This window comes from Phytomonospora endophytica, assembly GCF_014202425.1.
Classification (GTDB): domain Bacteria; phylum Actinomycetota; class Actinomycetes; order Mycobacteriales; family Micromonosporaceae; genus Phytomonospora; species Phytomonospora endophytica.
The window spans coordinates 43,673-68,291 of the sequence record NZ_JACHGT010000002.1 but is presented as its reverse complement, the minus strand read 5'-3'; the positions used below and the strand labels follow the sequence as shown (position 1 = coordinate 68,291).

The 24,619-nt window shown below is 70.3% G+C and carries 19 protein-coding genes; 12 read left to right on the top strand and 7 right to left on the bottom strand.

The window, feature by feature from the left end:
• The first annotated feature begins 115 nt into the window (after positions 1 to 115).
• The 6 genes from HNR73_RS03545 (at position 116) to ileS (ending at position 9,474) form a co-directional block, all read left to right on the top strand.
• Complete coding sequence (locus HNR73_RS03545) at positions 116 to 1,876, top strand: ABC transporter family substrate-binding protein (RefSeq protein WP_184785814.1); 1,761 nt, start codon at positions 116 to 118, stop codon at positions 1,874 to 1,876.
• A gap of 75 nt (positions 1,877 to 1,951) precedes the next feature.
• A complete protein-coding gene (locus HNR73_RS03540; protein WP_184785813.1) occupies positions 1,952 to 2,980 on the top strand; it encodes an ABC transporter permease in 1,029 nt (342 codons plus the stop codon).
• Positions 2,973 to 3,881, top strand: coding sequence for an ABC transporter permease (locus HNR73_RS03535; RefSeq protein ID WP_184785812.1), 909 nt, complete (start codon positions 2,973 to 2,975; stop codon positions 3,879 to 3,881). Before HNR73_RS03540 ends, HNR73_RS03535 begins: the two co-directional genes overlap by 8 nt.
• Entirely contained in the window at positions 3,878 to 4,963 is a 1,086-nt protein-coding gene (locus tag HNR73_RS03530) for an ABC transporter ATP-binding protein (RefSeq protein ID WP_184785811.1), read from the top strand. Before HNR73_RS03535 ends, HNR73_RS03530 begins: the two co-directional genes overlap by 4 nt.
• Complete coding sequence (locus HNR73_RS03525) at positions 4,960 to 5,985, top strand: ABC transporter ATP-binding protein (RefSeq protein ID WP_184785810.1); 1,026 nt, start codon at positions 4,960 to 4,962, stop codon at positions 5,983 to 5,985. The genes HNR73_RS03530 and HNR73_RS03525 overlap by 4 nt, the downstream gene beginning before the upstream one ends.
• 342 nt (positions 5,986 to 6,327) lie before the next feature.
• Positions 6,328 to 9,474, top strand: coding sequence for an isoleucine--tRNA ligase (ileS, locus tag HNR73_RS03520; RefSeq protein ID WP_184785809.1), 3,147 nt, complete (start codon positions 6,328 to 6,330; stop codon positions 9,472 to 9,474).
• A gap of 105 nt (positions 9,475 to 9,579) precedes the next feature.
• On the opposite strand, the gene HNR73_RS03515 is transcribed toward ileS, so the two are convergent.
• From HNR73_RS03515 to eccB, 3 genes are all read right to left on the bottom strand, one after another.
• Complete coding sequence (locus HNR73_RS03515; RefSeq protein ID WP_184785808.1) at positions 9,580 to 10,527, bottom strand: WXG100 family type VII secretion target; 948 nt, start codon at positions 10,525 to 10,527, stop codon at positions 9,580 to 9,582.
• Positions 10,528 to 10,530: 3 nt separating this feature from the next.
• A complete protein-coding gene (locus HNR73_RS03510) occupies positions 10,531 to 10,935 on the bottom strand; it encodes a hypothetical protein (RefSeq protein ID WP_184785807.1) in 405 nt (134 codons plus the stop codon).
• Positions 10,936 to 11,017: 82 nt separating this feature from the next.
• Entirely contained in the window at positions 11,018 to 12,376 is a 1,359-nt protein-coding gene (gene eccB / locus HNR73_RS03505) for a type VII secretion protein EccB (protein ID WP_184785806.1), read from the bottom strand.
• Between the two features lie 175 nt (positions 12,377 to 12,551).
• On the opposite strand from eccB, the gene HNR73_RS03500 reads away from it, so the two are divergent.
• The 3 genes from HNR73_RS03500 to HNR73_RS38955 are packed head-to-tail and all read left to right on the top strand — an operon-like array spanning position 12,552 to position 15,667.
• Complete coding sequence (locus HNR73_RS03500) at positions 12,552 to 13,724, top strand: type VII secretion protein EccE (RefSeq protein ID WP_184785805.1); 1,173 nt, start codon at positions 12,552 to 12,554, stop codon at positions 13,722 to 13,724.
• 51 nt (positions 13,725 to 13,775) lie between these two features.
• Positions 13,776 to 14,279: a hypothetical protein gene (locus tag HNR73_RS03495; protein ID WP_184785804.1), complete on the top strand. Its 504-nt coding sequence runs from the start codon at positions 13,776 to 13,778 to the stop codon at positions 14,277 to 14,279.
• An 11-nt stretch (positions 14,280 to 14,290) separates the two neighbouring features.
• Positions 14,291 to 15,667, top strand: a complete 1,377-nt coding sequence (locus HNR73_RS38955; RefSeq protein WP_203685914.1) for a WXG100 family type VII secretion target — start codon at positions 14,291 to 14,293, stop codon at positions 15,665 to 15,667.
• A 60-nt stretch (positions 15,668 to 15,727) separates the two neighbouring features.
• Here HNR73_RS38955 and eccD read toward each other — a convergent pair whose 3' ends face one another.
• Positions 15,728 to 17,137, bottom strand: coding sequence for a type VII secretion integral membrane protein EccD (eccD, locus tag HNR73_RS03485; RefSeq protein WP_184785803.1), 1,410 nt, complete (start codon positions 17,135 to 17,137; stop codon positions 15,728 to 15,730).
• 200 nt (positions 17,138 to 17,337) lie between these two features.
• On the opposite strand from eccD, the gene eccCa reads away from it, so the two are divergent.
• From eccCa to HNR73_RS03470, 3 genes are all read left to right on the top strand, one after another.
• Complete coding sequence (eccCa, locus tag HNR73_RS03480; protein WP_184785802.1) at positions 17,338 to 21,306, top strand: type VII secretion protein EccCa; 3,969 nt, start codon at positions 17,338 to 17,340, stop codon at positions 21,304 to 21,306.
• A gap of 165 nt (positions 21,307 to 21,471) precedes the next feature.
• Complete coding sequence (locus HNR73_RS03475) at positions 21,472 to 21,801, top strand: WXG100 family type VII secretion target (RefSeq protein ID WP_184785801.1); 330 nt, start codon at positions 21,472 to 21,474, stop codon at positions 21,799 to 21,801.
• A 16-nt stretch (positions 21,802 to 21,817) separates the two neighbouring features.
• Entirely contained in the window at positions 21,818 to 22,108 is a 291-nt protein-coding gene (locus HNR73_RS03470; RefSeq protein ID WP_184785800.1) for a WXG100 family type VII secretion target, read from the top strand.
• 61 nt (positions 22,109 to 22,169) lie between these two features.
• On the opposite strand, the gene HNR73_RS03465 is transcribed toward HNR73_RS03470, so the two are convergent.
• Genes HNR73_RS03465 through HNR73_RS03455 form a run of 3 tightly spaced genes read right to left on the bottom strand, consistent with a single transcriptional unit; the run spans position 22,170 to position 24,603 of the window.
• Entirely contained in the window at positions 22,170 to 23,354 is a 1,185-nt protein-coding gene (locus HNR73_RS03465; RefSeq protein WP_184785799.1) for a S8 family serine peptidase, read from the bottom strand.
• 40 nt (positions 23,355 to 23,394) lie between these two features.
• Positions 23,395 to 24,033, bottom strand: coding sequence for a hypothetical protein (locus HNR73_RS03460; RefSeq protein WP_184785798.1), 639 nt, complete (start codon positions 24,031 to 24,033; stop codon positions 23,395 to 23,397).
• Entirely contained in the window at positions 24,034 to 24,603 is a 570-nt protein-coding gene (locus HNR73_RS03455; protein WP_184785797.1) for a hypothetical protein, read from the bottom strand.
• Positions 24,604 to 24,619: the final 16 nt, after the last annotated feature.

Sequence of the window (24,619 nt, the reverse complement as noted above, 5' to 3'; positions counted from 1 at the left end):
CATCGACAAGAATCTATGCCACCGTATGGTCACCGCGGCGACGCGCCGCGGAAACCCCGGGTGCACCCCGTGACCACAGCAGATCACCGGGTGCTCGGCCCTTCGAGGAGCGCCCATGCTGCTATCCCGAAAGCGCCCGTTAACCACCCTCATTCCAGTCCTCGGCGCGGCCGCGCTGCTGGTCCTGGCCTCCTGCGCCGGATCCGAGGACGGCACCTCCGGCACCGGCCGTGGACTCGCCGACTGCGCCGCCAACGTCAACGCCTGCAACTCCGGCGACCGCGCGGACGGCGGCGAGATGGTCTGGGCCATCAGCAACGGCTGGGAGGAATGGAACAACACCACCTCCAGCGGGAACTCCGTCTACCTCAACCAGATCCTGCACGGCGTCTTCCCGCTCACCGGCCGCTTCCAGCCCGACGCGACATGGCAATGGAGCCGCGACCTGCTCGTCGAGGAACCCAAGCTGCTGTCGGAGGACCCGCAGTCCTGGCAGTACAAGATCAGGCCCGAGGCCGTCTGGGACGACGGCACCCCCATCGGCGTCGACGACTTCACCTGGTACTGGTACGCCCTGTCCGGCGACGCGTCGCTCTGCACCGAGTGCAGCCCGGCGGCGACCACCTACGGCGGCCAGATCGCGTCGATCACCGAGACGGAGAAGGGCACCGTCACCATCACCCTCAAAGACGGTGAAAAGAACCCCGAGTGGCGCACGGCGACCGCGCTGTCCTACCCCGCGCACGTCGCCGCCACGGCCGGCCACGACTGGAAGAACGACCCCGCCCAGATGGCCGCCTCGATGAAGTACTTCGCCGAGACCGTCCCCGCCTGGTCGGGCGGCCCCTACCGCATCGACACCGCCGTCGTCGGTGAACAGGTCGTGAAAGTCCCCAACGAGAAGTGGTACGGCGCCGTGAAACCCACCCTCGACAAGCTCATCGTCAAGGTCGTCGCCGACCCCCGCTCACTGCTGCCCGGCATCGAGAACGGCGAACTTCAGGGCTCGGCCCCGGCCGCGCTCGACGCCGACGTCGCCGAACAGGCCGGGGGTGTCCAGGGCCTCTACAGCGACCTGGCCACCGGACCGAGCTGGGAGCACGTCGACATCAACGTGCACAACAAGTGGCTGTCGGACCTCCAGCTGCGCACGGCGATCCTCACCGCGATCAACGTCGACGACATCAACGCCCGCACCTACGGACAGGTCACCGACCAGGTCGAGCGGCGCCTCAACCATCTGTTCAAGGCGACCAGCCCCTACTTCACCGACCAGATCACCGCCAGCGGACAGGGCAGCGGCGACATCGAGAAGGCCAAGGCGATCCTGACCGCCGCCGGATACTCGATCGTCGACGGGAAGCTCACCAAAGACGGCGAGAACGTCGGGCCGTTGCGGCTGCGCTCGCTCGACGGGCACCCGATGCGGCAGATCAGCGTCGAACTGATCCAGTCCTACCTGGCCGAACTCGGCATCGAGATCACCCTCGACCCCATCGCCGCCGACAAACTCGGCAGCGCCCTCGCCGAACGCGACTTCGACATCGTGCTGTTCGGCTGGAGCGGGACACCGGAGTTCAGCACCGCGCCCAAGCAGTTCTGGGGCAGCGCGTCGGCCAGCAACTTCGGTGGCAACGAGAACAAGACGATCGACGAACTCATCGCCACCGTCCGCCAGACCGTCGACCCCGCCGAGGCCGCGGCCCGCACCAACGAGGTCATCGCCAAGGTCGTCGGCGACGCCTACATCCTCCCGCTGGTCACGACACCGTCGATCGTGCTGGTCAGCGACAAGTACGTCAACGTGCGCGACACCTCGGCCTCACCGCTGAGAGCCCTCTACAACCACGAGGAGTGGGGCCTGGCGGCCCAGTAGGAATGCGGGTCCCGCGCCCGGCCGCGAAGCCGGACGCGGGACCCGACCGACCGGGCACTGTGGAGGTCCCCCACGATGTACGCCTACATCGCCCGCCGGCTGCTGCTGGCGGTCCCGATCCTCATCACCGCCTCGATGCTGGCCTTCGCCCTCGTCGACCTGAGCGGCGACCCCATCGCCGACCTCATCCTGCGACTCCAGCAGTCCACATCGGACGGCACGGTCCCACAGGCCACCATCGACGCCGAACGCGAACGCCTCTACCTCGACCGCTCCATGCCCGAGCGGTACTGGCTGTGGCTCACCGGGATCGGCGGCCACGGCGACATCGGACTCCTGCAAGGCGAGTGGGGACCCTCGGTACGCGCCGAAGGCCACGACATCGGCGGCGAGATCGGCGCCCGCTTCCTCGTCACCCTCCGGCTCGTCCTCATCGCCGTGTTCATGGCCATCGGCCTGGCGATCATCACCGGCGTCGTCAGCGCCGTCCGCCAGTACCGCAAGACCGACTACACCCTCACCTTCATCGGCTTCCTCGCCCTGGCCATGCCCACCTTCTGGCTCGCCGCCCTCATCAAGGAAACCGGCATCTGGGTCAACCAGCGCGTCGGCACTACCATCTTCTACACCATCGGCGCGACCTCGCCCGACACCCGCGACCTCACCCTCGGCCAGAACCTCGGCGACATCGCCGGGCACCTCATCCTGCCCACCCTCGCCCTCATGCTCACCGGCTACGCCGCCGCCAGCCGCTACCAGCGCTCGGCCATGCTCGACGTCCTCAACAGCGACTACATCCGGCTCGCCCGCGCCAAAGGACTCCGCAACCACGTCGTCATGCGCCGTCACGCCCTGCGCACCGCCCTCATCCCCGTCGCGACCTTCGCGCCCCTCGCCATCGCCGGAGCCTTCAGCGGCGTGGTCATCGTCGAGTTCATCTTCAACTGGCGCGGCCTGGGCACATACCTGCTGGAGTCCATCATCAACAACGACTCCTACGCCGTCATGGGCTGGCTCGTCCTCGCCGGATCCCTCGTCGTCGCCGCCAACCTCGCCGCCGACCTCCTCTACGCCGCACTCGACCCGAGGATCCGCTATGGCTGAACCCATACCGTCCATATTGGATGCCGACGCGCTCGCCGCGGCCGAGCGCGGCCAGTGGCGCCTCGTACTCCGCCGATTCCTGCGGCACCGCCTCGCCGTGGCGAGCCTCGTGCTGTTCCTGCTCGTGATCGTCTTCGCCTTCATCGGGCCGCTGGTGTGGAAGTGGGATCACCTGCTGCACCGCGAGATCCCCAGCCTCGCCTCCCCGAGCGCCGACCATCCCTTCGGGACGACCCGCGCCGGCAACGACGTCCTCGCGCAGGTGATGCGCGGAACCCAGCAGTCGCTGAAGGTCGCGCTCACCGTCGCCGTCCTGGCCACCGGCATCGGCTCGGTGTGGGGCGCGGTCGCCGGCTTCTACCGCGGTTGGATCGACACGCTCATGATGCGGATCGTCGACGTCATCTTCGTCATCCCCTTCCTCGCCGTCGCGGCCTCACTGTCGGGAGCCGTCCGCGGGGGAGTGACGTGGTTCCACATCGCGGTGATCCTCGGACTCGTCGGCTGGATGGGCACCGCCCGGGTCGTGCGCGCCATGGTCCTGTCGGTGCGGGAACAGGAGTTCATCGAAGCAGCCCGGGCCGTCGGCGCCTCCGACCCGCGGATCATCTTCCGCCACCTGGTGCCCAACACGACCGGCGTCATCATCGTCGCGGCGACCCTCGAAGTCGCCACCGCGATCCTCGCCGAGGCCGGACTGTCCTTCGTGGGACTGGGAATCCAGCCACCGGACACCTCCCTCGGGCTGCTCATCAGCTCGGCGACCTCGGCGGCCTTCACCAGGCCATGGCTCTTCTACTTCCCGGGGGTGTTCATCATCGTGATCTGCCTGACGGTCAACTTCATCGGCGACGGGCTGCGCGACGCGCTCGACCCGCGCCAGACCATGGTGCGGCGATGACCTTCGACACGGACGGCCCCGAGCCGCCCGGCGACGGGACCGTCCTCGACGTCGCCGGCCTCACCGTCGCCTTCCCCGGCGACGCGGGGCTCGTCCGCGCCGTCCGCGGGGTCACCTACCGCGTCCACCGCGGCGAGTCCGTCGGCATCGTCGGGGAATCGGGCTCCGGCAAGAGCGTCACCTCGCTCGCCGCGATGGGCCTGCTCCCGCGCACCGCCCGCACCGGCGGCTCCGTCCGGCTCCTCGGGCAGGAGATGCTCGGGCTCGGCGACGCCGGGCTCAGTGCTCTGCGCGGCAACAAGATCGCGATGATCTTCCAGGACCCGCTCACCTCCCTGAACCCCGTCTACACGATCGGTCAACAACTCGCCGAGGCCGTGCTCGTGCACAACGACGTCGGCCGCGACGCCGCCCGCGAACGGGCCGTCGAGCTGCTCGGCGTCGTCGGGATCCCCAACCCGCGCAGGCAGATCGACGCCTACCCACACGAGCTGTCCGGCGGGATGCGCCAGCGGGTCGTCATCGCCATCGCCATGGCCAACGACCCCGACATCATCATCGCCGACGAACCCACCACGGCCCTCGACGTCACCGTCCAGGCGCAGGTCCTCGAAGCGCTGGAGACCGCCCGCGCCGCGACCGGCGCCGCCCTCGTCCTGATCACCCACGACCTCGGCGTCATCGCCGGGCACGTCGACCGGGTCGTGGTCATGTACGCCGGGAAGATGGTCGAAGGCGGCGACGTCGACGAGATCTTCTACGCACCCCGGATGCCCTACACACTCGGGCTTCTGGGCAGCCTCCCGCGCCTCGACCGGGCCCGCGACCACCGGCTCACACCGATCCTCGGGGCGCCGCCGTCGATGGTGACCCTCCCGCCCGGCTGCCCCTTCGCACCCCGCTGCCCGATGGCCGAAACCCGCTGCCGGGAAGAGGAACCCGAACTGCGGCCCGTCGACGGCGGGCCCCGCACCGCCGCCTGCCACTTCGCCGAACGCCTCGCCGGAGTCGCCCCGTCGGACCTCTTCGCCCCCGTCGCCGCCGACCCCGGCGCGCCACAGTCCACAAGGGAGGGCACATGAGCGAACTGGCCGTGCCGCCGGTCCTGTCGGCCAGGAACCTCGTCAAGCACTTCCCCGTGCGCGGCAGGGGAATGCTCCGCCGCAAGGTCGGGGAGGTGCACGCCGTCTGCGACGTCTCCCTCGACATCCGCGCCGAGGAGACCCTCGCCCTCGTCGGCGAATCGGGCTGCGGCAAGTCGACCACCGCGCGCCTCCTGCTCAACCTGATCCGCCCGACCGCGGGCGAGGTCCGCTACCGGGGCCGCGACATCACCCGCCTGTCCCGCCGGAAGATGCGGCCGCTGCGACGCGACCTCCAACTGGTGTTCCAGGACCCTTACGCGTCACTCGACCCGCGGATGACCGTCTTCGAGATCATCGCCGAACCCCTCCGCGTCCACGGCCAGTTCCCCTACGGCGGAAGGGAAGCCGTCCGAGAACTCATGGCGACCGTCGGACTCGACCCCGAACACCGCAACCGCTACCCCCATGAGTTCTCCGGCGGGCAGAGACAGCGCGTCGGCGTCGCCCGCGCCCTCGCGCTGCGCCCGAAGGTGCTCATCCTCGACGAACCCGTCTCCGCCCTCGACGTGTCCATCCAGGCCGGCGTCATCAACCTCCTCGAAGACCTGCAGGAAGAGCTCGGACTCGCCTACCTCTTCGTGTCACACGACCTGTCCGTCGTCCGCCACATCGCCGACCGCGTCGCCGTCATGTACCTGGGAAAGATCGTCGAGGTCGGCGATGTCGGCTCGGTGTTCGAAGCACCGGCGCACCCGTACACGCAGGCACTCCTGTCGGCGATCCCGGTGCCCGACCCGCGCAGAGAACGGCGCAGACGCCGCGTGATCCTGGCGGGAGACGTGCCAAGCGCCGTCGAGCCACCGTCCGGATGCCGCTTCCGGACCCGGTGCCCGAAGTTCGAGAACGAACTGTCGACGATCCGGCGACGGAGGTGCATCGACGAGGTGCCCGAGCTGAAGTACCGGTACAGCGGGACGGAAGTGGCTTGTCACTACGCGGCGGTGTCCACCGTTCTGTGAGGCCCGGTGTTCTCCGACTCGCTGCGGCCGGCACCGCCACGCCTCGCGCTCGCACCTGAACCTTTGCCCCCCCGGTCCCCGCCGCCTTCCAAAAACCACCCGGCTCCGCCCGAAACCTCCCGCTACACTGGCCCCAGCACGGCTACGACCCGGCCATCACCGGTGAGCCTCCGGCAGAACAGGCGCCCGCGGCGCCCCAGTAGATCCGGACGGGTGCGGCCCGTCACAGCCGTTCGATGAGCGGACGGCGTTCCACCGGAACGGCGTCAAGCGAGGTGGTACCGCGGGCTTCGGCTCGTCCTCGCACCGGTTGCAGGTGTGCGAGAGACGAAGGAGCCAGTCGTGGCCGCGTATCCCAAGGACGACCCGACGCGGGGGGTGCCCGCGAGTCCCAAGCTGCCCGAGGTCGAGCGGCGCATCCTCGACTTCTGGGATGCCGACGGGACCTTCCAGGCCTCGATCGACCGCCGGCCCGCCGGGTCCGACGGCGCCAACGAGTTCGTCTTCTACGACGGACCGCCCTTCGCCAACGGACTGCCCCACTACGGGCACCTCCTCACCGGCTACATCAAAGACGCCGTCCCCCGCTTCCAGACCATGCGCGGCCGCCGCGTCGAACGCCGCTTCGGCTGGGACTGCCACGGCCTGCCCGCCGAAGTCGAGGCCGAGAAGCAACTCGGCATCTCCACGAAGGCCGAGATCCTCGAACTCGGCCTCGGCAAGTTCAACGAGGCCGTCCGCGAATCCGTCTTCCGCTACACCGGCGAATGGGAACGCTACGTCACCCGCCAGGCCCGCTGGGTGGACTTCGCCAACGACTACAAGACCCTCGACCTGGACTACATGGAAAGCGTCATGTGGGCCTTCAAATCCCTCCACGACAAGGGATTGATCTACGAGGGCTACCGCGTCCTCGCCTACTGCTGGCGCTGCGAGACACCACTGAGCAACACCGAGACGCGCATGGACGACGTCTACCGCGACCGCACCGACCCCGCCCTCACCGTCGGCTTCGAACTCGACACCGGCGAGCGGCTCCTCGTGTGGACGACGACGCCCTGGACGCTCCCGTCGAACCTCGCCGCCGCCGTCGGCCCGGACCTCGACTATCTCGTCGTCGAACTCGACGGGACCCGCTACGTCATCGGCAAGTCCCGCTTCGCCGCCTACGAAAGGGAACTGGGCGAGGCGACCGTCGTCGCCGAACTCAAGGGCCGCGACCTCGCCGGGCGCCGCTACACGCCACTGTTCGGCTTCCTCGCCGACACCCCGAACGCCTTCCAGGTCATCGCCGCCGACTTCGTGTCCGATGAGGACGGGACGGGCGTCGTCCACATGGCGCCCGCCTTCGGCGAGGACGACCAGAACGCGTGCGCCTCCGTCGGCATCCCGACGGTGATGACCGTCGACGAGCACACCCGCTTCACCGCCCTGGTCCCGCCGTACCAGGGGATGCAGGTCTTCGACGCGAACAAGCCGATCGTCGCCGAACTCAAGGGGCGCGGTGTCGTCCTGCGCCACGAGGGTTACACGCACTCCTACCCGCACTGCTGGCGCTGCGACACGCCGCTGGTCTACAAGGCCGTGTCCAGCTGGTTCGTCGCGGTCACCGAGTTCCGCGAGCGCATGGTCGCCCTCAACGGCGAGATCAACTGGACGCCCGAGCACATCAAGGACGGCCAGTTCGGCAAGTGGCTCGAAGGCGCCCGCGACTGGTCCATCTCCCGCAACCGCTTCTGGGGCTCGCCGATCCCGGTGTGGGTGTCCGACGACCCGGCCCATCCGCGCGTCGACGTCTACGGTTCGCTCGACGAGCTCGAAGCCGACTTCGGGGTCCGCCCAACGGATCTGCACCGGCCCTTCATCGACGAGCTGACCCGCCCCAACCCCGACGACCCGACGGGCCGCTCGACGATGCGACGCGTGCCGGAGGTCCTCGACTGCTGGTTCGAGTCGGGCTCGATGCCCTTCGCGCAGGTGCACTATCCCTTCGACAACCGCGAATGGTTCGAGCAGCACTACCCGGGCGACTTCATCGTCGAGTACACCCCGCAGACGCGCGGCTGGTTCTACACGATGCACGTGCTGGCCACGGCCCTGTTCGACCGGCCCGCGTTCCGCGACTGCGTCGTGCACGGCACGCTGCTCGGTGACGACGGCCGCAAGATGTCGAAGAGCCTGCGCAACTATCCCGACGTCTACGAGGTCTTCGACAGCTACGGCGCCGACGCGATGCGCTGGCTGCTGGTCTCCTCGCCAGTCGTCCGCGGCGGCGACATGGTCGTCAGCGAGGCCGGGATCCGTGACGCGGTAAGGCAGGTGCTGCTTCCACTGTGGAACGTCTGGTACTTCTTCACCCTCTACGCCAACGCCGAGGGCTACGACGCCACACCGCGTTCGGCACGGTCGGGCGCGCTGGCCTCCGAGCATCTCCTGGACCGCTACATCCTCGCCAAGACCCTCGTCCTGCGCGACGAGGTCGACGCGCGGATGGGTGCCTTCGACCTGTCGGGTTCGGCGCAGTCGGTGCGGGCGTTCCTGGACGCGCTCACCAACTGGTACGTGCGCCGTTCCAGGGACCGGTTCTGGCAGGGCGACCGGCGCGCGTTCGACGTGCTGTCAACGGTTCTGGAGACGGTCTGCCGGATCGCCGCGCCTCTGTTGCCGCTGCTCACCGAGGACGTCTGGCGCGGCCTGACCGGCGGCCGCTCGGTGCACCTCACCGACTGGCCGTCGCGCGAGGAATTCGGCGCCGCCGACGCCGACGCCGAACTGGTGCGCACGATGGACGCCGTGCGCGAGGTCTGCTCGGCGGCGCTGTCGCTGCGCAAGTCGACGCGCCTGCGAGTGCGGCTGCCGCTGGCGTCGCTGACGGTGGCCGCGCCGGGCGCCGAACGGCTGCGTCCCTTCGCGGGCCTCATCGCCGACGAGGTCAACGTCAAGTCGGTGGAGTTCACCGAGGACCTGAGCGACTACTCCGAGCGCACGCTGAGCCTCGTCCCACGAGCCCTCGGTCCCCGCCTCGGCAAGGACGTGCAGCGGGTGATCAAGGCCGTGAAGGCCGGTGACTGGTCGGTCGCCGACGACGTCGTCACCGCCGGCGGAGTCGAGCTGCGCGAAGGGGAGTACGAGCTGACGCGGGTCGCGAAGGCGGCCGACCGAACCGCGACCCTCCCCGGCGACGGCGGCGTCGTCGTGCTGGACACCGTGGTCACGGAGGAACTCGCCGCCGAAGGGCTGGCGCGCGACGTGGTGCGCGTCGTGCAGATGGCCCGGCGCGACGCGGACCTGGACGTGTCGGACCGGATCGCGCTCACCGCGGACCTGCCGGCCGACGTCCGGGCGGCGGTGGAGACCCACCACGAGTTCGTGACGGGCGAGACGCTGACCTCGACGCTGGAGTTCGCGCCCTTGGCAGCCGACGCGTTCAGCGGTGAGGCGGGGGACGGCGTTGTGGTGAGGGTGAGGGTGGAGAAGGTCCGAGGCTGAGGGCCGGGGCCGGGCGGCTCAGCCGCCCGGCCGAACGGCACGCGAGGTCGAACTCCGCCGCTTGAGGCGTGGCGGCCGACGCGCCTTCACCCGCACCACCGCCCACTACCCCCGCCGATCCACCACCGGCGCCGGCGTCCCTTCGGCGTTGCCCCAGACCATCTCGTCTTCGGTCAGCCACGTCCGGTTGCCCTCGTCCTCTTCGTCTTCGACGGGCCGGCCGCGGTGCGCGGCGCCGCTTCCGCCGAAGAGCCCGGATCCGGTCCGGGTGGGCGTGGTGCTCGGCGAGATCGCCATGCCGGGCCCGATGGCGGAGCTGAGGCCGGTCGCCGACATGCCCGGCGAGTAGCCGGGGGCGCCGCCGGCGCCGAGTCCGCCGGGGGTGGCGAGCGCGGCGGGTGCGGCCGAGGCGAGGCCGGTTTCTCCGCTGCCGCCGCCTTCGAGGACGGGCACGTAGGGCACGGGCTCGGTTGGGCTGGGCGGCAGCGGGGTCGTCCCGGGCGGCGGTCCGGTTTCCTGGAAGGGATCCGGGGTGCCTTCGTAGGTGTCGACGACGTCGAGCGGCTCGTCCTGGACGAAGTCGTCGTCCTTGGGGAGGCTCGCGGGCGCCTTCGTCGGGGTGCGGAAGTAGCTCTTCTCGCTGCCCCGGTACTTCCCGCCGAGTTCGCCGAGGAGTTTGGCGAGTTCCTTGCGGACCTTCTCCTTCTCCTTGGCGTTCTTCGGCGGCGGGTTGAGCAGGGCCTCGGCCTTGGCCTTGTAGGAGGCGCCGTCGGCGGCGAGTTCGGCCATGCCGGCGCTCATCTCGGCCTCGTCGGCGGCGAGTTTGGCGCAGAACTTGTGGATGTCGTCCATGTACTCGCTGAACGCCCCGGCCGCCGCGCCCTTCCAGTCGTGCATGAGCGCCGACAGGCGTTTGGCCAGCAGGGATCCGAGGTCGGCGGTCTTGCCGTTGGCCTGGTTCCAGGATCCGGCGCTGGCGCGGACGGGGGCGATGTCGATGGACTTGAACGCCGCTACGAGCTCCTCGTAGGACATGCCGTCGTATGAGCCCATGGCTTAGGCCTCCTTCGGGCCGTGACCGGCGATCATGCCGGGCGCGTCGCCGGTGCCGACGACACCGGGACCGGGGGTGAGGGTCGCCAGGAACGAGTTCATGTTCGTCTTGGCGACGTTGTCGGACTCCTCGTAGTCGACGATCACCTGCGCCGTGGCCCTTTCGGACGCCTTGAGCGCGGCGAGGAGCCGCTTGAGGCGGGCCATGTGCTCGGTGCGCAGCCGGGCATGCTCGGTCGCGACCGTGACGGCGTCCTCGAACTGTCCGAGGCCCGCCGCCTTCGTGCTGTGCACCGACCCGTGGGCGGAGGTCTGTAGCGCCTGGAGCTGCTCGAAGATCTGCATGAACTCTTCGAGCGCGTCGATGTTCACGTCGATGACGCCGTCGGCCGCGGTGGGACCCAACATGTGCTGCCTCCCTGGAAATGAGGAGTGTGGGCGCCAGGATAGAACAAAGTGGATGGTGCGGCTGTCCCCTAGTGGATCTTGCTCAGATGACCGGAAGGGCGGTCAGCGCGGGCCCCGACGGGACCAGCGCGAGGTAGGACTCGAACACCGGCTGCGGTTCGGATCCACCGAATCCGAGGCGCGTGACCGCGTCGGGCGTGAGGGCGTATTTCACGCCGTTGGTGACGAGGTAGACCGTTCCGCCGGTGTTCCCGTCGGCGGCGATGGCGCGGGCGAGGACGCCGGTTCCGCCGGGCTGCCAGACGTACTCGGCGGTCTTGGTCGGGTCGGTACCGGCGACGGTCGGGGGCACGCCCTCGGTGAGGGTTCCGGTGACGGGGGAGTGGACCTGGGCGCTGAACGCGGTCCCGTTGGCCGTCGCCTGTCCACTGTGGGCACCGCACACGGCGATGCTCTGATCCCGGTCGATCGGCGCCAGCTGCGGCACGGTCTGCGGGAAGCGCTCCGGCTCGACCGGCGTGGCGCTCTGGTTGGCGGTCACGTCGGCGGCGCTGAGCTGCGGACCGCCTTCGGTCCACCCGAGGATCTTCGCGGCGAGTTCGCCGATGAGGTGGAGTCCGGCGGCGTCGAGGACGTAGAAGCGCGTCTCGACTTTGAAGACGTCGCCGTTGACGCGGGGTTCCCCACCGAGTTCGCGGGCGGGCCGGCCCGCGTCGGCGATGGGGATCGACAGGACCGGCCCGGTCTCGATCGCGTTGAGCAGCAGGGGAGTGACCTCGACGGCGTCGGCGGTCGACATGCCGATCGCGGGCAGGGTCCGGTCCTGCTCGGGGACCTGGTAGAGCCGGTCGTTCCACAGCAGGTAGTACTGGCCGGCGGTGGTGAGCAGGACCGCGCGCCCGGCCAGGTCGCTGGCCGGATCGGTCGCGGCGCCGAGGATCACGCGGGTGGCGAGCCTGTTCTCGGCGGCCGGGGACACCGCACTGCACACCTGCCAGGGCATGGTGAGCAGGAACTTCTTGTCCGGCACCGATTCCGGTGCGCCGACGATGCCCATCGGGTTGCCGCGCGGGGTGTTCTCCAGCGACTTCTGCCGGATCGTCATCACCTTCGGGGCGTCCGACTCCACGAACAGCCGGGCGGAGGCGAAGTTGAGCATCGGGACGAGCGTGCCCTGGTTGTACACGTAGGTGGCGCCGGTCTCCTGCTCGATGACGATGGTCCCGTTCTCCTTCCAGGCCGTGGCGCCGCCGGGGAACAGGAATCCGACGACGAAGAAGCCGACCGCGATGAGCACCGCCGCCATGGCCCCGCCGAGGATCGACAGACCCATGCGCCGCATCGGCAGTTCGAGGGACTCCGGGTTGGCGCTGAGCATCGCCGACACGATCCGCCGGATCACGAATCGCTGTGCCTGCACCTGTTCTCGTCTGGTCCGCATGGCGGGCCGCTCCCTCGAAAGTGATGGGACAACTTCGCGGGGAACTTACCGCTAACGTGACTTTCACGTGGGCCGACGCGTTCGTCGAAGGCCTTCTTCGACGTGCCCGCGGACACCTTTCGCCGGTGTGTCGGCCTCTCGTCCAGTTCCCCGCGACCGCAAAGGATCTCGGCTGATGGCGACCACTTCGGGGAGTCGAGTGAGGGTCGGTGTGTTCACCGCCGCGCAGCTCATCGTGCTGGAACTGATGTGCGCCGGGGCGCTCCTCGCGACGGGTCTGCCGCGCCCCTGGTTCATCACCGTGGCGGCCGTCGCCCTGGTGGTCCTGGTGGTCACTTTCGGGCGCAGCGGGGGCCGCTGGTGGTACGCGTCGGTCACGGTATGGCAACGATTGCGGCGCCGCAGGCGCGTCGACGGGCGTCTCGCCGCCGGACGGGAGCTCGCGACGGTCGCCGTCACCGACGGCCTCGCCGAGTTCGGACCCCGCCCGAGACTGGCGACGATCACCGAGCGCGGCGGGAATCTGGGCGTCGCCTTCGACGGATCCGGCTGGTACTCGGCGATGGCGGTCGACACGGCCGAGTCGCAGGCCGCCGTCTTCGAGGTGCTCGCGGGCGTCCTGGCGCACAGCGGCGCGCCGGTGTCGAGTCTGCAGATGCTGACCCAGACGGTGCCCGCGCCGAGCACCGGCCTCGACCACGACGTCCCCTGTGCACAGTCCTATAGGGAGCTTCTCGATGGTTTTCAGACGGTGGCGCACCGGGAGAGCTGGTGTGTGGCGCGCCTCGACGTGCGCGACGCCGCGCCGGTCGCCGCCGGTCGCGGCGGCGGGGAGCAGGGCGTCCACCGGGCCCTCACCTCGACGGTGAGCCGGCTGACGAAAGGCGCCGAGGGCATCGGCGTGCGGCTGCGGCCCCTCGGTGAGGCCGAGCTGTCGCGCGCGCTGCGCCAGTCCATCGGCGGCGAGACCGTCGCCGCGGCCGTCGCCGACGACGTCGCCGAGCACTGGGACACCTGGCGTGTGGGCACCCTCAGCCAGGTCACGTACGCCCTGCACGGCCGGATCGCCGAGCCCGGCCTCGTTCGCCGGCTGTGGACGTCGGTGACGGAGTTGCCGGCCGATTTCACGACGGTCTCGGTGAACCTGCGCCGTCTCAACCAGCGCCGCCACGACCCGCGCCTCGACGTGCAGTGCCTCATCCGCCTCGCCGGCGACGAGGAGCAGATCGAGGAGATCTGTGCGCGCCTGCTCCAGCTGGCGCACATGTACCGCGTCCGCCTCCGCCGCTGCGACGGGGAACAGGGGCCCGCGACCTACGCCTCGGCACTGACCGGGGGCGGGTGGTGAGGGTGAGCGGGCGAGCAGACGAGTCCACGACCGAGCCGAGCGGAGGCGACCATGCCTGATCCCGACAATCCGTACGTCCCTCCGGGCCGGAGGGAGCCGAAACCCGAGGGCCGCCGGTTCATCGCCCACGGTGGAACCACGAGTTTCGACCATCTCGGCCGGACCGCCGGGGACATCGCCACCGACGTCGGCGACCGGGCGGTGAAGGAGGCCGCCGAGGCGATCCGCCCGAACGTCTTCGGGCTGAGCGCCAAGATCGGTGACGGAGCCGCCGGGGCGCCCGCGAAGAACCCCGGCATGAACGCCGACGGCGGCATGTTCGGGCAGAGCGTCGGCGGCGCGGCGATCATGCGCGCCCTGGGCACCTCACTGGACAACGTCTTCACCGACGTCGACAAGGTGCACGGATCGCTGAAGCACCTCAAGTCGACGCTGCCCCAGGTCGGCGAGAAGTACGCCGAGTCCGAGAAGGTCAGTAAAGGTCTCGTCACGGAGGTGCAGGCCATGCTCGACGAGCAGCCGAAGCCGTCCACGACCACCGTGAAGCCGCAGTAGGAGGGGACGTCATGCCGAAGACGAACTGGGAGGACTACGTCTGGCGGATCGTCATCAAGGGCGATCCGGAGAAGATCGGCCAGACGGCGGCCTCGGTGGTGAAGTTCAGCGAGGGCCTCGACGCGGCGACCGACCGCGGGTTCAGCCTGATCTCGGAGAGCCGGCCCGGCGCGAAGTCCGGGACAGGCTGGGAAGGCGACGCCGGCGAGGCCTTCCGCGACTACACCTTCAAGAAGGTGACCGAGCCGATGCAGGACCGGTCGAAGGCACTGGGACCGGTGATCGTCGGGCTGGGCGTCGCCGAGAACGCGCTGCGGCAGGCTCAGCGGAAGATGCCGATGCCCGCGCTGACCGGCACCTCGCAGGACGACAGGTTCCCCGGTGAGGCCGCCTACAACACCTCGCGGGCCGTCGGCAGCGCCACCGGCGAGCAGAAGGGTCTCGTCAACGGCAGCCTCAACTACAAGGCGGCCGCCGCGGACTTCATCAATCAGAACGAGCAGGGCTGCTGGCTGAGCTGGGCGCCGTTCCCCGCGGGCGGCGCCAAACCGGTCTGGGTGCCCCCCGAGCGGGAACGGGCGAAGAAGGGCACCGACGTCGGGGGCCTGGTCGATTCCTGGTACGAGGTCGGGAAGGCGGCCGCGGCGACCGTCGAGCAGGAGCTGGAGAAGGCCTACGCCGACGCCGAGGAGCAGATGGCGGTCGAGCCGTACCAGCCCACCGAGACGGGCAAGCCCAAAACCGAGGAGGAGAAGGAAAAGCCGCACACCCCCTCCAACAAGGACACCACCGGAGGCCCGACGGACACCGGGACCCCCGAGACCAAGCCCACCACCACGCCCGAGACCAAACCCGAGACGAAGCCGGAGACGAAACCCGAGACCAGGCCCGAGGACACCAAACCCGAGGACACCAAGCCCGAGGAGACCCCGGAGCAGGAGAACGAGCAGACCCCCGAGGAAGAGCAGCAACCCGAGGAGCCTCCGGGCACCGACCCCTACGAGCCGGATCCCTACGAACCCGACCCGTACGAGCCCGACCCCTACGAACCCAAGCCCTACGAACCGCCCGAGACCGGTCTCGCCGGTGCGGGCGGCGGCGGTGGCGGGGGTCTCGGCGGCGGCGGTCTCGGTGGAACACCGACGGGTGCCGCGGTCGGGACGGGCATCTCGGCGCCGACGGGTCCGGTGGGCGCCGGTGGCGGCGTGCTGGCGGTCGGCGGGGCCGGTGCGGGCGGCGCCGGGCGCGGCGGTTTCGGCCCGATGGGCGGCGGCCACGGCGGTGGCGCGCACGGTGGCGGCGCGCAGGACACCGAGACCTGGCTGACCGAGGACGAAGACCCCTGGCACAGCGACGAGAACACCGCGCCGCCGGTGGTCGGAATGTAGTCACGGCAAGCGAAACGGGCCGCCTCCGGCAAGGAGGCGGCCCGTTTCGCTTGCCGTCGGTCAGCCCGGGAGGGTCCGCAGCAGCCAGTAGACGTCCCAGACCCACAGGGCCATCGGGATCACGCCGACGATCAGCACGATCTCGGCGATGTCGAGCAGCCGTCCCCAACTCGGCGAGATCCGCTTCCCCGCGATGCTCAGCGCGTACGCCAGAGCGATCAGCGCCAGCGCGAACAGCCCGCCCAGCACGATCAGCAGGCGTTGCGACGGCGTCCACCCCGTCACCATCGTCGTCACGGCGAGGGATCCGAAGCCGACGGCGCCGGACAGCAGCAGCGGCAATCGTTGCCGAATCGTGAGGAATACCCTCGCCCGCGCCATCACGACGAGGGTCAGCCAGCCCGTCAGCAGCGAACCGGCGACCGTACGGTCGAGCGGCATGAGGACCCCGGCGACGGCGGTGATCACGGCGACCGCGGCCAGCAGTCCGGTCAGGTGCTCGTCGGCGCGTTCACTGCGCTGGAGGGCCTGCTCGCCGTCGACGGTCTCGCTGTCGGTGCGCAACTGCTGCGGTGAGGTCGGCACCGTTGGCATCGGCAGGCGCGCCATTCGGTAGGCCAGCATCGGCATCGCGGGCATGAACGCCAGCGCGATGACCGCGACCGCGGCGGCCGCCCTGCCCGGAGTGACCACGGTGGACGGGAGAAAGGCGCAGAGGGCCGCGCCGACGGTCAGCGCGACACCGCAGATCGCCGCCGGATGGAAGATCGGCGTCGAGCGCGGCACGGCGATCCCGGCGACGACGGCGAAGACCGTGAACACCGTCCCCGCCGTGAGCAGGTGAGGCGCGCGCAACGTCGTCATCGACAGGCCGTCGGCGAGCAGCAGCGCGCCGCCGCTGAAGCCGTAGGCGAGCGCGACCAGCCCGAACACCGTCGCGGCCTTCGTGCTGCCCAGGGCCCGTGCCATGACCACGGCCGCCAGTAGCAGCGCGACGCCGACCGCCAGCGAGGTCCACAGCGCGACCGTTCCGCCGGTGGTGAGCGCGGCGGCGGCCCCGCCGAGCAGCGCGACCGTGCCGAGCCCGATCCCGAAGACCCGTGAGGTCGCGGGGCTCCAGCGGCCGGCGCGTTCGCCGGCGGCGGTGGCGACGGCGTCGATCACGTCGTCGAAGACCATCTCCGGCCCGGTCTGGCTGTAGGGCGTGAGGAACAGCTCCTCACCGTCCACAATGCCCAGTTGGCGGGGGGACAGGTCCGGGTTGAGCGGCGACTTGCCCAGTCTGGCCAGGACCCACCCGCCTTTGGCCGCACCGGCGTCGGCCAGGTCCATGGCGTCGGGACCGCCGGAGGCGTAGTGCAGCAGGTCCTGCTGCAACTCCGCCAGCGGCACGTGGCTGGGCAGGGCGATGTCCATCCGGGTGTGCGGGGCGACGATGGTGACCCGGCACAGCTCGCTGGTGACCGTCATGGTGGCTTCTCCTAGCAGGGGGTTCGCGCGGGAGGAGCGTACCGAGCCGACCCCCTTTCCCGCTGACCCTCGAAACGGGCGGGCCCGCTTCTCGGTGCCCCCACGGAAATCGTTCGAAGCCATACGATGCAGGCACCCCCACCCCCCTTTTCTTCTCTTGAAGCACCCCGTTTCCCGTCGTCTCCCACGAGCAGGGTCCAATGAGTACAGTCGTGTTCACCCGGCCGCCCCGCCCCCAGGGGCCGCCCATGCCCGACGGCGAACTGGCCTTGGAGCCACCGCCTGACCTGCCGGTCCCGGTACCCCGCAGTGTCGCCCAGATCCTGATGATGCTGCCGATGATCGCCGGTGTCGCGGCGATGATGGTCCTCTACAGCGGCCGCAACCGCGGTGTGCTCACGCTCGTCGTCGGTGGTCTGTTCGGCCTGTCGATGGTCGGCATGTTCATGGGTTCCTTCATGGGCGGCGGATCGGGCGAGAAGAAGGCCGAGCAGACCGCCCAGCGCCGCGACTACATGCGTTACCTGGCACAGGCGAGGCGGCGGATCCGGCGGGCGGCGGCGCAGCAGCGCAAGTCGATCCAGTGGCGGCACCCGGCACCGGCGGCGCTGTGGACGATGGTGAACTCCTCGCGCCTGTGGGAGCGCCGGCACACCGACGCCGACTTCGTCGAATTGCGCCTGGCCATGGGGACCCAGCGCATGGCCGTCGGGATCAGCACGCCCGAGACCAAACCCGTCGAGGACCTCGAACCCATGAGCGCCCTGGCCCTCCGGCGTTTCGTGCGCGCCCATTCGACCCTGCCGAACATGCCGATGGCCCTGCAGTTGCGGGCCTTCCGGCGCATCGCGCTCCGCGGGGAGCAGGAGCACGCCGACGACCTGATGCGCGCGATGATCTGCCAGGCCGCGACCTTCCACTCGCCGGAGGACCTGCGCATCGCCGTGGTCGCCGCGCCGGAGCGGATGGCGCGCTGGGACTGGCTGAAATGGCTCCCGCACGCCCAGCTCGACGGTCTGCCCGACGCCGCCGGGCCCCGGCGCCTCATCGTCGACACGATGAGCGAGCTGGAGGCGCTGCTCGCCGACGAGCTGTCCGACCGGGCGCGCGGCGGGGTGGACCAGGGCAGTTTCGCCGAGACGCCGCACGTGATCGTGCTCCTCGACGGCGGCGACGTCGACGCCGACTGTGACCTGGCCGGTCCCGGTCTGGCGGGCGTCACCGTCTTCGACCTGTCCGGGATGGTGCCGCGGCACGCCGGGAACTGGCTGCTGCGCCTGGACGTCACCGAGTCCACGTTGGACATGTTCCTCCGGGGACGGCGCACCCCCCTCGGCCGTCCCGACACCTTCAGCGAGGTGCAGGCCGCGGCGATCGCCCGTCGCCTCTCGCGTTTCCGGCCCTCGGCGGTGACCAGCGCCAGCGAACCCCTCGCGGTCTCGGCGGAACTGCCCGAGCTGCTCGGGGTCGGCGACGTCGGCGTGCTCGACCCGCGCGTCATCTGGCGCCCGAACCGGCCCACCGCCGACCGGCTGAGCATCCCGCTGGGCCTCGATCCGCAGGGCGCCAAGATCTTCCTGGACCTGAAGGAGGCGGCACAGGGCGGGATGGGCCCGCACGGCCTGATCATCGGCGCGACCGGTTCGGGCAAGTCGGAGCTGCTGCGGACGATCGTCTCGGCCCTGGCGATCACGCACTCCTCGGAGGAACTGAACTTCGTCCTCGTCGACTTCAAGGGCGGCGCGACCTTCGCGACCCTGGATCGCCTGCCCCACACCAGCGCGGTGATCACGAACCTGGAGGACGAGCTTCCGCTGGTCGACCGTATGGCCGACGCCATCAGCGGCGAGATGACCCGCCGCCAGGAGCTTCTGCGCGCCGCCGGGAACTATGTCTCGCAACGCGACTACGAGAAGGCCCGCCGTGCCGGCGCCGACCTCGCGCCCCTGCCGAGCCTGCTGATCGTCTGCGACGAGTTCTCCGAACTGCTGTCGGCGAAACCCGAGTTCATCGAGTTGTTCGTGATGATCGGCCGCCTCGGGCGCTCCCTGGGCGTCCACCTCCTCCTCGCCTCCCAGCGACTGGAGGAAGGGCGCCTGCGCGGCCTCGACTCCCACCTGTCGTACCGCATCGGCCTGCGAACATTCTCCGCCATGGAATCGCGGGTCGTCCTCGGCGTCGCCGACGCCTACGAACTCCCGCAGGCCCCCGGCCACGGCTACCTGAAGATCGACACCCAGACCATGCTGCGGTTCCGCAGCGCCTACGTCTCCGGCCTCTACCGGGGCGTGCGGACCGGCTCCGGCGGCACCGGCGCCGGAGGCGAGCGCATGGTGCCGTTCAGGCCCGGCCACATGCCGCTTCCCGAGGCGCCCGAACTGATCGAGGCCGTCGACGACGACGAGCCGGACAACCCCGACGACATCGTCAAGAACTCGATGCTCGCCGTCATCACCAACCGCATCGCCGGGCAGGGCCCGCCGGCGCACCAGGTGTGGCTGCCACCGCTGTCGGAGTCGCCGGCCCTGTCCGACCTCTACCCGGACCTGCGCGTCGATCCCGCCCGCGGCCTGTCCCCGGCGGGCTGGGCCGGGCAGGGCGCCCTCGCGGTGCCGCTGGGCATCGTCGACCGGCCCTTCGAGCAGCGCCGGGACCTGCTCATGATCGAGCTGGCCGGTGCGGGCGGCAACCTCGCCGTCGTCGGCGGCACCCAGTCGGGCAAGAGCACGCTGCTGCGGACGATGGTCTGCTCGCTGGCGCTGACCCATACGCCGCAACAGGTCCAGTTCTACTGCATCGACCTGGGCGGCGGCACCATGCGCGGACTCGAAGCGCTCCCGCACGTCGGTGGTGTCGCGGGCCGCCGCGACGTGAACAAGATGCGCCGGACGGTCGCCGAGATGTCCTCGCTCCTCGACGAGCGCGAGGGGCTCTTCGCCGAACACGGCATCGACTCGATGGCCGCCTACCGCCGTCGTAAGGCAGCCGGTGAGTTCACCGAGGACCCGTTCGGCGACGCGTTCCTGATCATCGACGGGTGGACGACGGTCCGCTCCGACTTCGAGGAGCTCATCGACGACGTCACCGCGATCGCCCAGCGCGGTCTCGGTTACGGCGTCCACCTGGTGCTGGCCACCAACCGCTGGACCGACATGCGCCCGGCCCTGCGCGACCTGCTCGGCACCAAGCTCGAACTGCGGCTCGGCGATCCCTCGGAGTCGGAGATCGACCGCCGTTCGGCCTGGAACGTCCCCGAGCGCGCCTCCGGTCGCGGCCTGACGCCCGACAAGATGCAGATGCTGACCGCCCTGCCCCGGGTCGACAGCCGTTCGTCCAATGAGGACCTCGCCGACGGTGTGCAGGACCTCGTCACGCGTGTCACCAAGGCCTGGACGGGAGCCCCGGCCCCGGCGGTGCGGCTGCTCCCGGCGCGGTTCTCGGTCGCCGACATCGCACCCGATCCGAGCACGGCGATGATCCCCTTCGCCATCAACGAGAGCCATCTCGCGCCGGTCACCCTCGACTTCGCCAACGAACCGCACTTCCTCGCCTTCGGCGACGGCGAGTCGGGCAAGACGAACCTGCTGCGGACCATCGCCAAGCAGCTCGTCACCCGCTACGGGCCGCGCGACGTCCGGCTGCTCGTCGTCGACTACCGGCGTTCGCTGCTCGGCGAGATCGACGAGGACCGCCTCACCGGTTACGTCGCCTCGGCGAGCACCGCCGACGAGCTGCTCGGCGGGGTCTACGGGGCTTTCAAGCAGCGGCTTCCCGGGCCCGACGTGACACCCGAGCAGCTGCGCGCCCGCAGCTGGTGGACGGGCCCGGAGATGTTCGTCCTCGTCGACGACTACGACCTGGTCGCGGGCGGTTCGCCGAATCCCGTGCACCGGCTTCTCGAACTGCTCCCGCAGGCGCGGGACGTCGGTCTGCACCTGGTTCTCGCGCGCCGTTCCGGCGGGGCCGGGCGGGCGCTCTACGACCCGGTGATCCAGCGTCTGCGCGAGATCCAGACGCCGGGGCTCATCATGTCCGGCAGCCGCGACGAGGGCGCGCTGCTGGGCAACGTCCGGCCGGCCCAGCAGCCGCCGGGACGCGGTGTCCTGGTCTCGCGGAGGGGCACCGGGCTGGTGCAGATCGCCTGGACCCCACCGCGCCATGAGTCGTGATATCGGGCCCTCTCAGGGGTCCTCACCTGCGGTTTCGACGGGACAGCGAGAACGCGTCGACTCCGCTATCGTCAAATCCGTTCCAGTCCCCCGCGTCGACCGACGACAGTGGACGGTCCTATGTGGCATGTCGACGGGGACGAGTAGGAAAGCTGGTGAATACCCGTGATTCGCAATGATTCCGAGGCGTTCAGGCAAGCGGCATCCGATATCGGGGCCGCGGTCTCCGACGCGCACGCGCAGATCACGAAGGTCCGCAAGGAGTGCCAGGACGTGGTCGACATGTCGTGGCGCGGTGCGGCCGCGGGGGCCTTCGGAACCCTGATGGAGGAGTACGACCGGCACGCCAACGAGCTCAACACCGCCCTGGACAAGATGGGCGAGCTCGTCGGCACGAGCGCCGACCTCCACGAGAACACCGACCAGGACCAGAGCACCGCCGTTCAGCACGTCATGGCCGACATGGCCGGACCCGGTTTTACCGGCCTGAAGTGAGGATTGAGGAGCAGCCATGACCGAAATGAAGGTTGACCCGGGAGCCCTGGAAGTCGCCGCGAGCGAGATCAAGGGGGCGTCGGCCCAGCTGGAGTCGATCCTGTCGGGTCTCGCGAGCAAGCTGACCCGCCTGACCTCGGACTGGGAGGGCGCCGACATGGAGGCCTACAACCAGACCAAGCAGGAGTGGGACAAGGCGGCCGAGGGCCTCAACGCCGTGCTGGAGAAGGTCGGCACGACCGTCCAGCAGGCCAAAGAGGAGTACGTGGCCACCGAGGCACACAACGCCGGACGCTTCCAGGTCTGACAGAGACGCGACGATCGCGGCCCCCGCCTCGGAAGAGGCGGGGGCCGCGATGTGTCGCCGCTCAGCCCTTCCAGCCCCGGCGGCGGCCGCGGGGCAGGGCGAAGCGCGCGGCGGCGAGGATCACGATGGCGCCGACGCCGAGGACACCGACGAGCAGGGCCGTTCCGCGGGTTCCGGCCATCTCGTCGACGCCGAGCACGGGCGCGGCGACCGGCACCGAACTGACCGCCTCGGCGGGGGTCAGAGGTGCGGTGACGGCCCGGTACGGGTCGATCTCACCGAAGCCGACGCGCTGGTCGTGACCGCCGGGCGGGTGCACGGCGGTGGCCTTCATCCGTGCGACGACCTCGGCGGCCGACATCGTCGGGTAGTACTGGCGCAGCAGCGCCGCCGTGCCGGAGACGTACCCGGCGGAGAAGCTCGTGCCACCGGATTCGCGGACGCCGTAACCGTTCCCGGCCGCCGTCGGTCCCTCGATCAGCACGCCCGGGGCGGCGATGTCGACCATCGAGCCGGTGCTCGACGACGAGGACCACGCGCCGTTCTGGTCGACGCCGGCGACCCCGATGACCTCGGGGAAGTCGCTGTTGTACCCGGCGGGGTACTCCGTTTGCCCCTTGTCGCCGTTGTTCCCGGCCGCCACGACGATCACGATGTCGGCGTCGGCGGCCTTCTCGATCGCGCGTTTCAGGGCGCCGCTCGGCGCGGCCGTCAGCGAGAGGTTGATGACGTCGACACCGCGCTCGACGGCGTACTCGATGCCCTCGACGATCGGCCCGGTGTCCTGCGCGCGGCCGTCGCTGGGTTTGTCGGCCAGGACCCGGATCGGGACGATCTCGGCGTCGGGTGCGATGCCGTGGAACAGGCTCTTGGGATCCCGTATCCCCGCGATGATCCCGGCGATCAGCGTGCCGTGCGTGGCGAGGTCGCAACGCGGCCCCGCGACCGCTTCGGCCGGCTCGGTGACGAAGCTCTTCCCGTCGCGCACATGGTCGTTGATGACCGGGTGGTATCCGACTCCGGAGTCGACGAGCCCGACGACGACGCCCCTGCCCGTCGTCAGTGGATACACGCGTTCGGGCGCCAGCCGCACCAGCGGCCAGGGCCTGCCCTTCAGCTCGTCGGACCGCGACGCCGGCTTGCAGTCCGCCGCCCACGACGGGGTCGAGACCCCGGTCACGAGGCTCGCGGAGGCCACGAGAAGCGCTGCGGTCAGACTCCCGAGTCTGCGGAGTTGAGGCGACATGGGGTCACCTTAAAGTCAGGGGAGCCTCCGCCGCTGTCCCTCACTCCGCGGGCAGGCCGGGCAGTACGGCCGCGGCGATCGCGTCGACCTTCGCACGCACCGACGCCACCGGATCATCCGTTGTGGACAGTTCCACCGACAGCACCCGCACTCCCCAGCGCACCACCAGCACGCCCACGGCCGGATCCGCGCCGGAGGAGGAGAACCAGACCGCCTCGTCACCGAGCCCCGGTACCGGCTCGGCGTCGGCCTCGGTGGTCGTCGCGGCCGAGTCGACCTTGTGGGCGTACAGCTCCACGGCCTCGTCGAGCATCGACCCGTCGTCGTAGACCGGGTCGGGACGGCTCGCGTACAACGAAAGCCGGACCTCGCCGTCCTCGCGCGGAGCCGACCACGCGCACTCCGACGTGTCCCGGTCGAGGATCCGCAGCGACCGCGCCCCGCCCTCCACCGCCTCGGCGACAAGGGACGCCGGGGCCAGCGCGCACAGGTCGGGATAGGCCTGCCGGTAGGGCTCTTCCGGTTCATCGGGTGCGACCAGCCGCCGCGCCACCACCAGCGCGAGGACGCACACCGGCACCAGCCACGCGATCGTCTTCGACAGGCCGCGCATCGCCGGGCTCGCACTCGGCGGGCGCTCGCGGGCCAGCCAGAGCAGAACCCCTCTCCCACCGGACATCTAGGCCACCTCCCGCAGGCTCGACACGACCCGGGCGGCCAGGCCGAGGGCGAGATCCTCGGCGTCGACGGCGAGTGGGTCTCCATCGTGGACGGTCACCCGCGCGATGAGATCCCCGACCCGGGTGAGGACCACGCCGTCGAGTTCGCCGTAGTCCGGCTGCTCCACGGAGAAGGCCTCCGGTCCCAGCTCCGGCGCCGGATGCGCCTCGTGCCCGCTCTCCAGCTCACCGCGAAGTTCGGCGAAGCGGCTCTCCGCCGACCATCGGCCGGGGGAGTAGACCATCACCTCGACGGAGTCCGGCACGTCCTGGACCCGCCACTGGCAGACCAGCACGCTCTCGTCCTCGTCGACGTAGTACACCGGGGCCGGGCCGCCGATGCCCACGACGCTGCCGAGGTCGGCGGGGACCGCCGCGCAGGAGGCGGGCGGCGACGGAGGCGAGATCCGTTCCGCCACCACGAGAACCGCGGCCGCGAGGACCGCAAGCTCGATCCCCAGCAACGCGAAACGCGTCAGGGCACCGGCCGCGCTCACCGGCCTCGGCTCAACGCCCGGCGGAGGGGACATGACACGCACCTCGAAT

Excerpts from the sequence above, each read along its gene's own strand:
- HNR73_RS38955 (WP_203685914.1), top strand. The coding sequence starts at position 14,291 with ATGCCGAAGACGAACTGGGAGGACTACGTCTGGCGGATCGTCATCAAG.
- HNR73_RS03510 (WP_184785807.1), bottom strand. The coding sequence starts at position 10,935 with ATGTTGGGTCCCACCGCGGCCGACGGCGTCATCGACGTGAACATCGAC.
- HNR73_RS03540 (WP_184785813.1), top strand. The coding sequence starts at position 1,952 with ATGTACGCCTACATCGCCCGCCGGCTGCTGCTGGCGGTCCCGATCCTC.
- HNR73_RS03525 (WP_184785810.1), top strand. The coding sequence starts at position 4,960 with ATGAGCGAACTGGCCGTGCCGCCGGTCCTGTCGGCCAGGAACCTCGTC.
- HNR73_RS03495 (WP_184785804.1), top strand. The coding sequence starts at position 13,776 with ATGCCTGATCCCGACAATCCGTACGTCCCTCCGGGCCGGAGGGAGCCG.
- HNR73_RS03460 (WP_184785798.1), bottom strand. The coding sequence starts at position 24,033 with ATGTCCGGTGGGAGAGGGGTTCTGCTCTGGCTGGCCCGCGAGCGCCCG.
- HNR73_RS03470 (WP_184785800.1), top strand. The coding sequence starts at position 21,818 with ATGACCGAAATGAAGGTTGACCCGGGAGCCCTGGAAGTCGCCGCGAGC.
- HNR73_RS03465 (WP_184785799.1), bottom strand. The coding sequence starts at position 23,354 with ATGTCGCCTCAACTCCGCAGACTCGGGAGTCTGACCGCAGCGCTTCTC.
- HNR73_RS03500 (WP_184785805.1), top strand. The coding sequence starts at position 12,552 with ATGGCGACCACTTCGGGGAGTCGAGTGAGGGTCGGTGTGTTCACCGCC.
- HNR73_RS03530 (WP_184785811.1), top strand. The coding sequence starts at position 3,878 with ATGACCTTCGACACGGACGGCCCCGAGCCGCCCGGCGACGGGACCGTC.
- HNR73_RS03535 (WP_184785812.1), top strand. The coding sequence starts at position 2,973 with ATGGCTGAACCCATACCGTCCATATTGGATGCCGACGCGCTCGCCGCG.
- eccD (WP_184785803.1), bottom strand. The coding sequence starts at position 17,137 with ATGACGGTCACCAGCGAGCTGTGCCGGGTCACCATCGTCGCCCCGCAC.
- eccCa (WP_184785802.1), top strand. The coding sequence starts at position 17,338 with ATGAGTACAGTCGTGTTCACCCGGCCGCCCCGCCCCCAGGGGCCGCCC.
- HNR73_RS03515 (WP_184785808.1), bottom strand. The coding sequence starts at position 10,527 with ATGGGCTCATACGACGGCATGTCCTACGAGGAGCTCGTAGCGGCGTTC.
- HNR73_RS03455 (WP_184785797.1), bottom strand. The coding sequence starts at position 24,603 with ATGTCCCCTCCGCCGGGCGTTGAGCCGAGGCCGGTGAGCGCGGCCGGT.
- HNR73_RS03545 (WP_184785814.1), top strand. The coding sequence starts at position 116 with ATGCTGCTATCCCGAAAGCGCCCGTTAACCACCCTCATTCCAGTCCTC.
- eccB (WP_184785806.1), bottom strand. The coding sequence starts at position 12,376 with ATGCGGACCAGACGAGAACAGGTGCAGGCACAGCGATTCGTGATCCGG.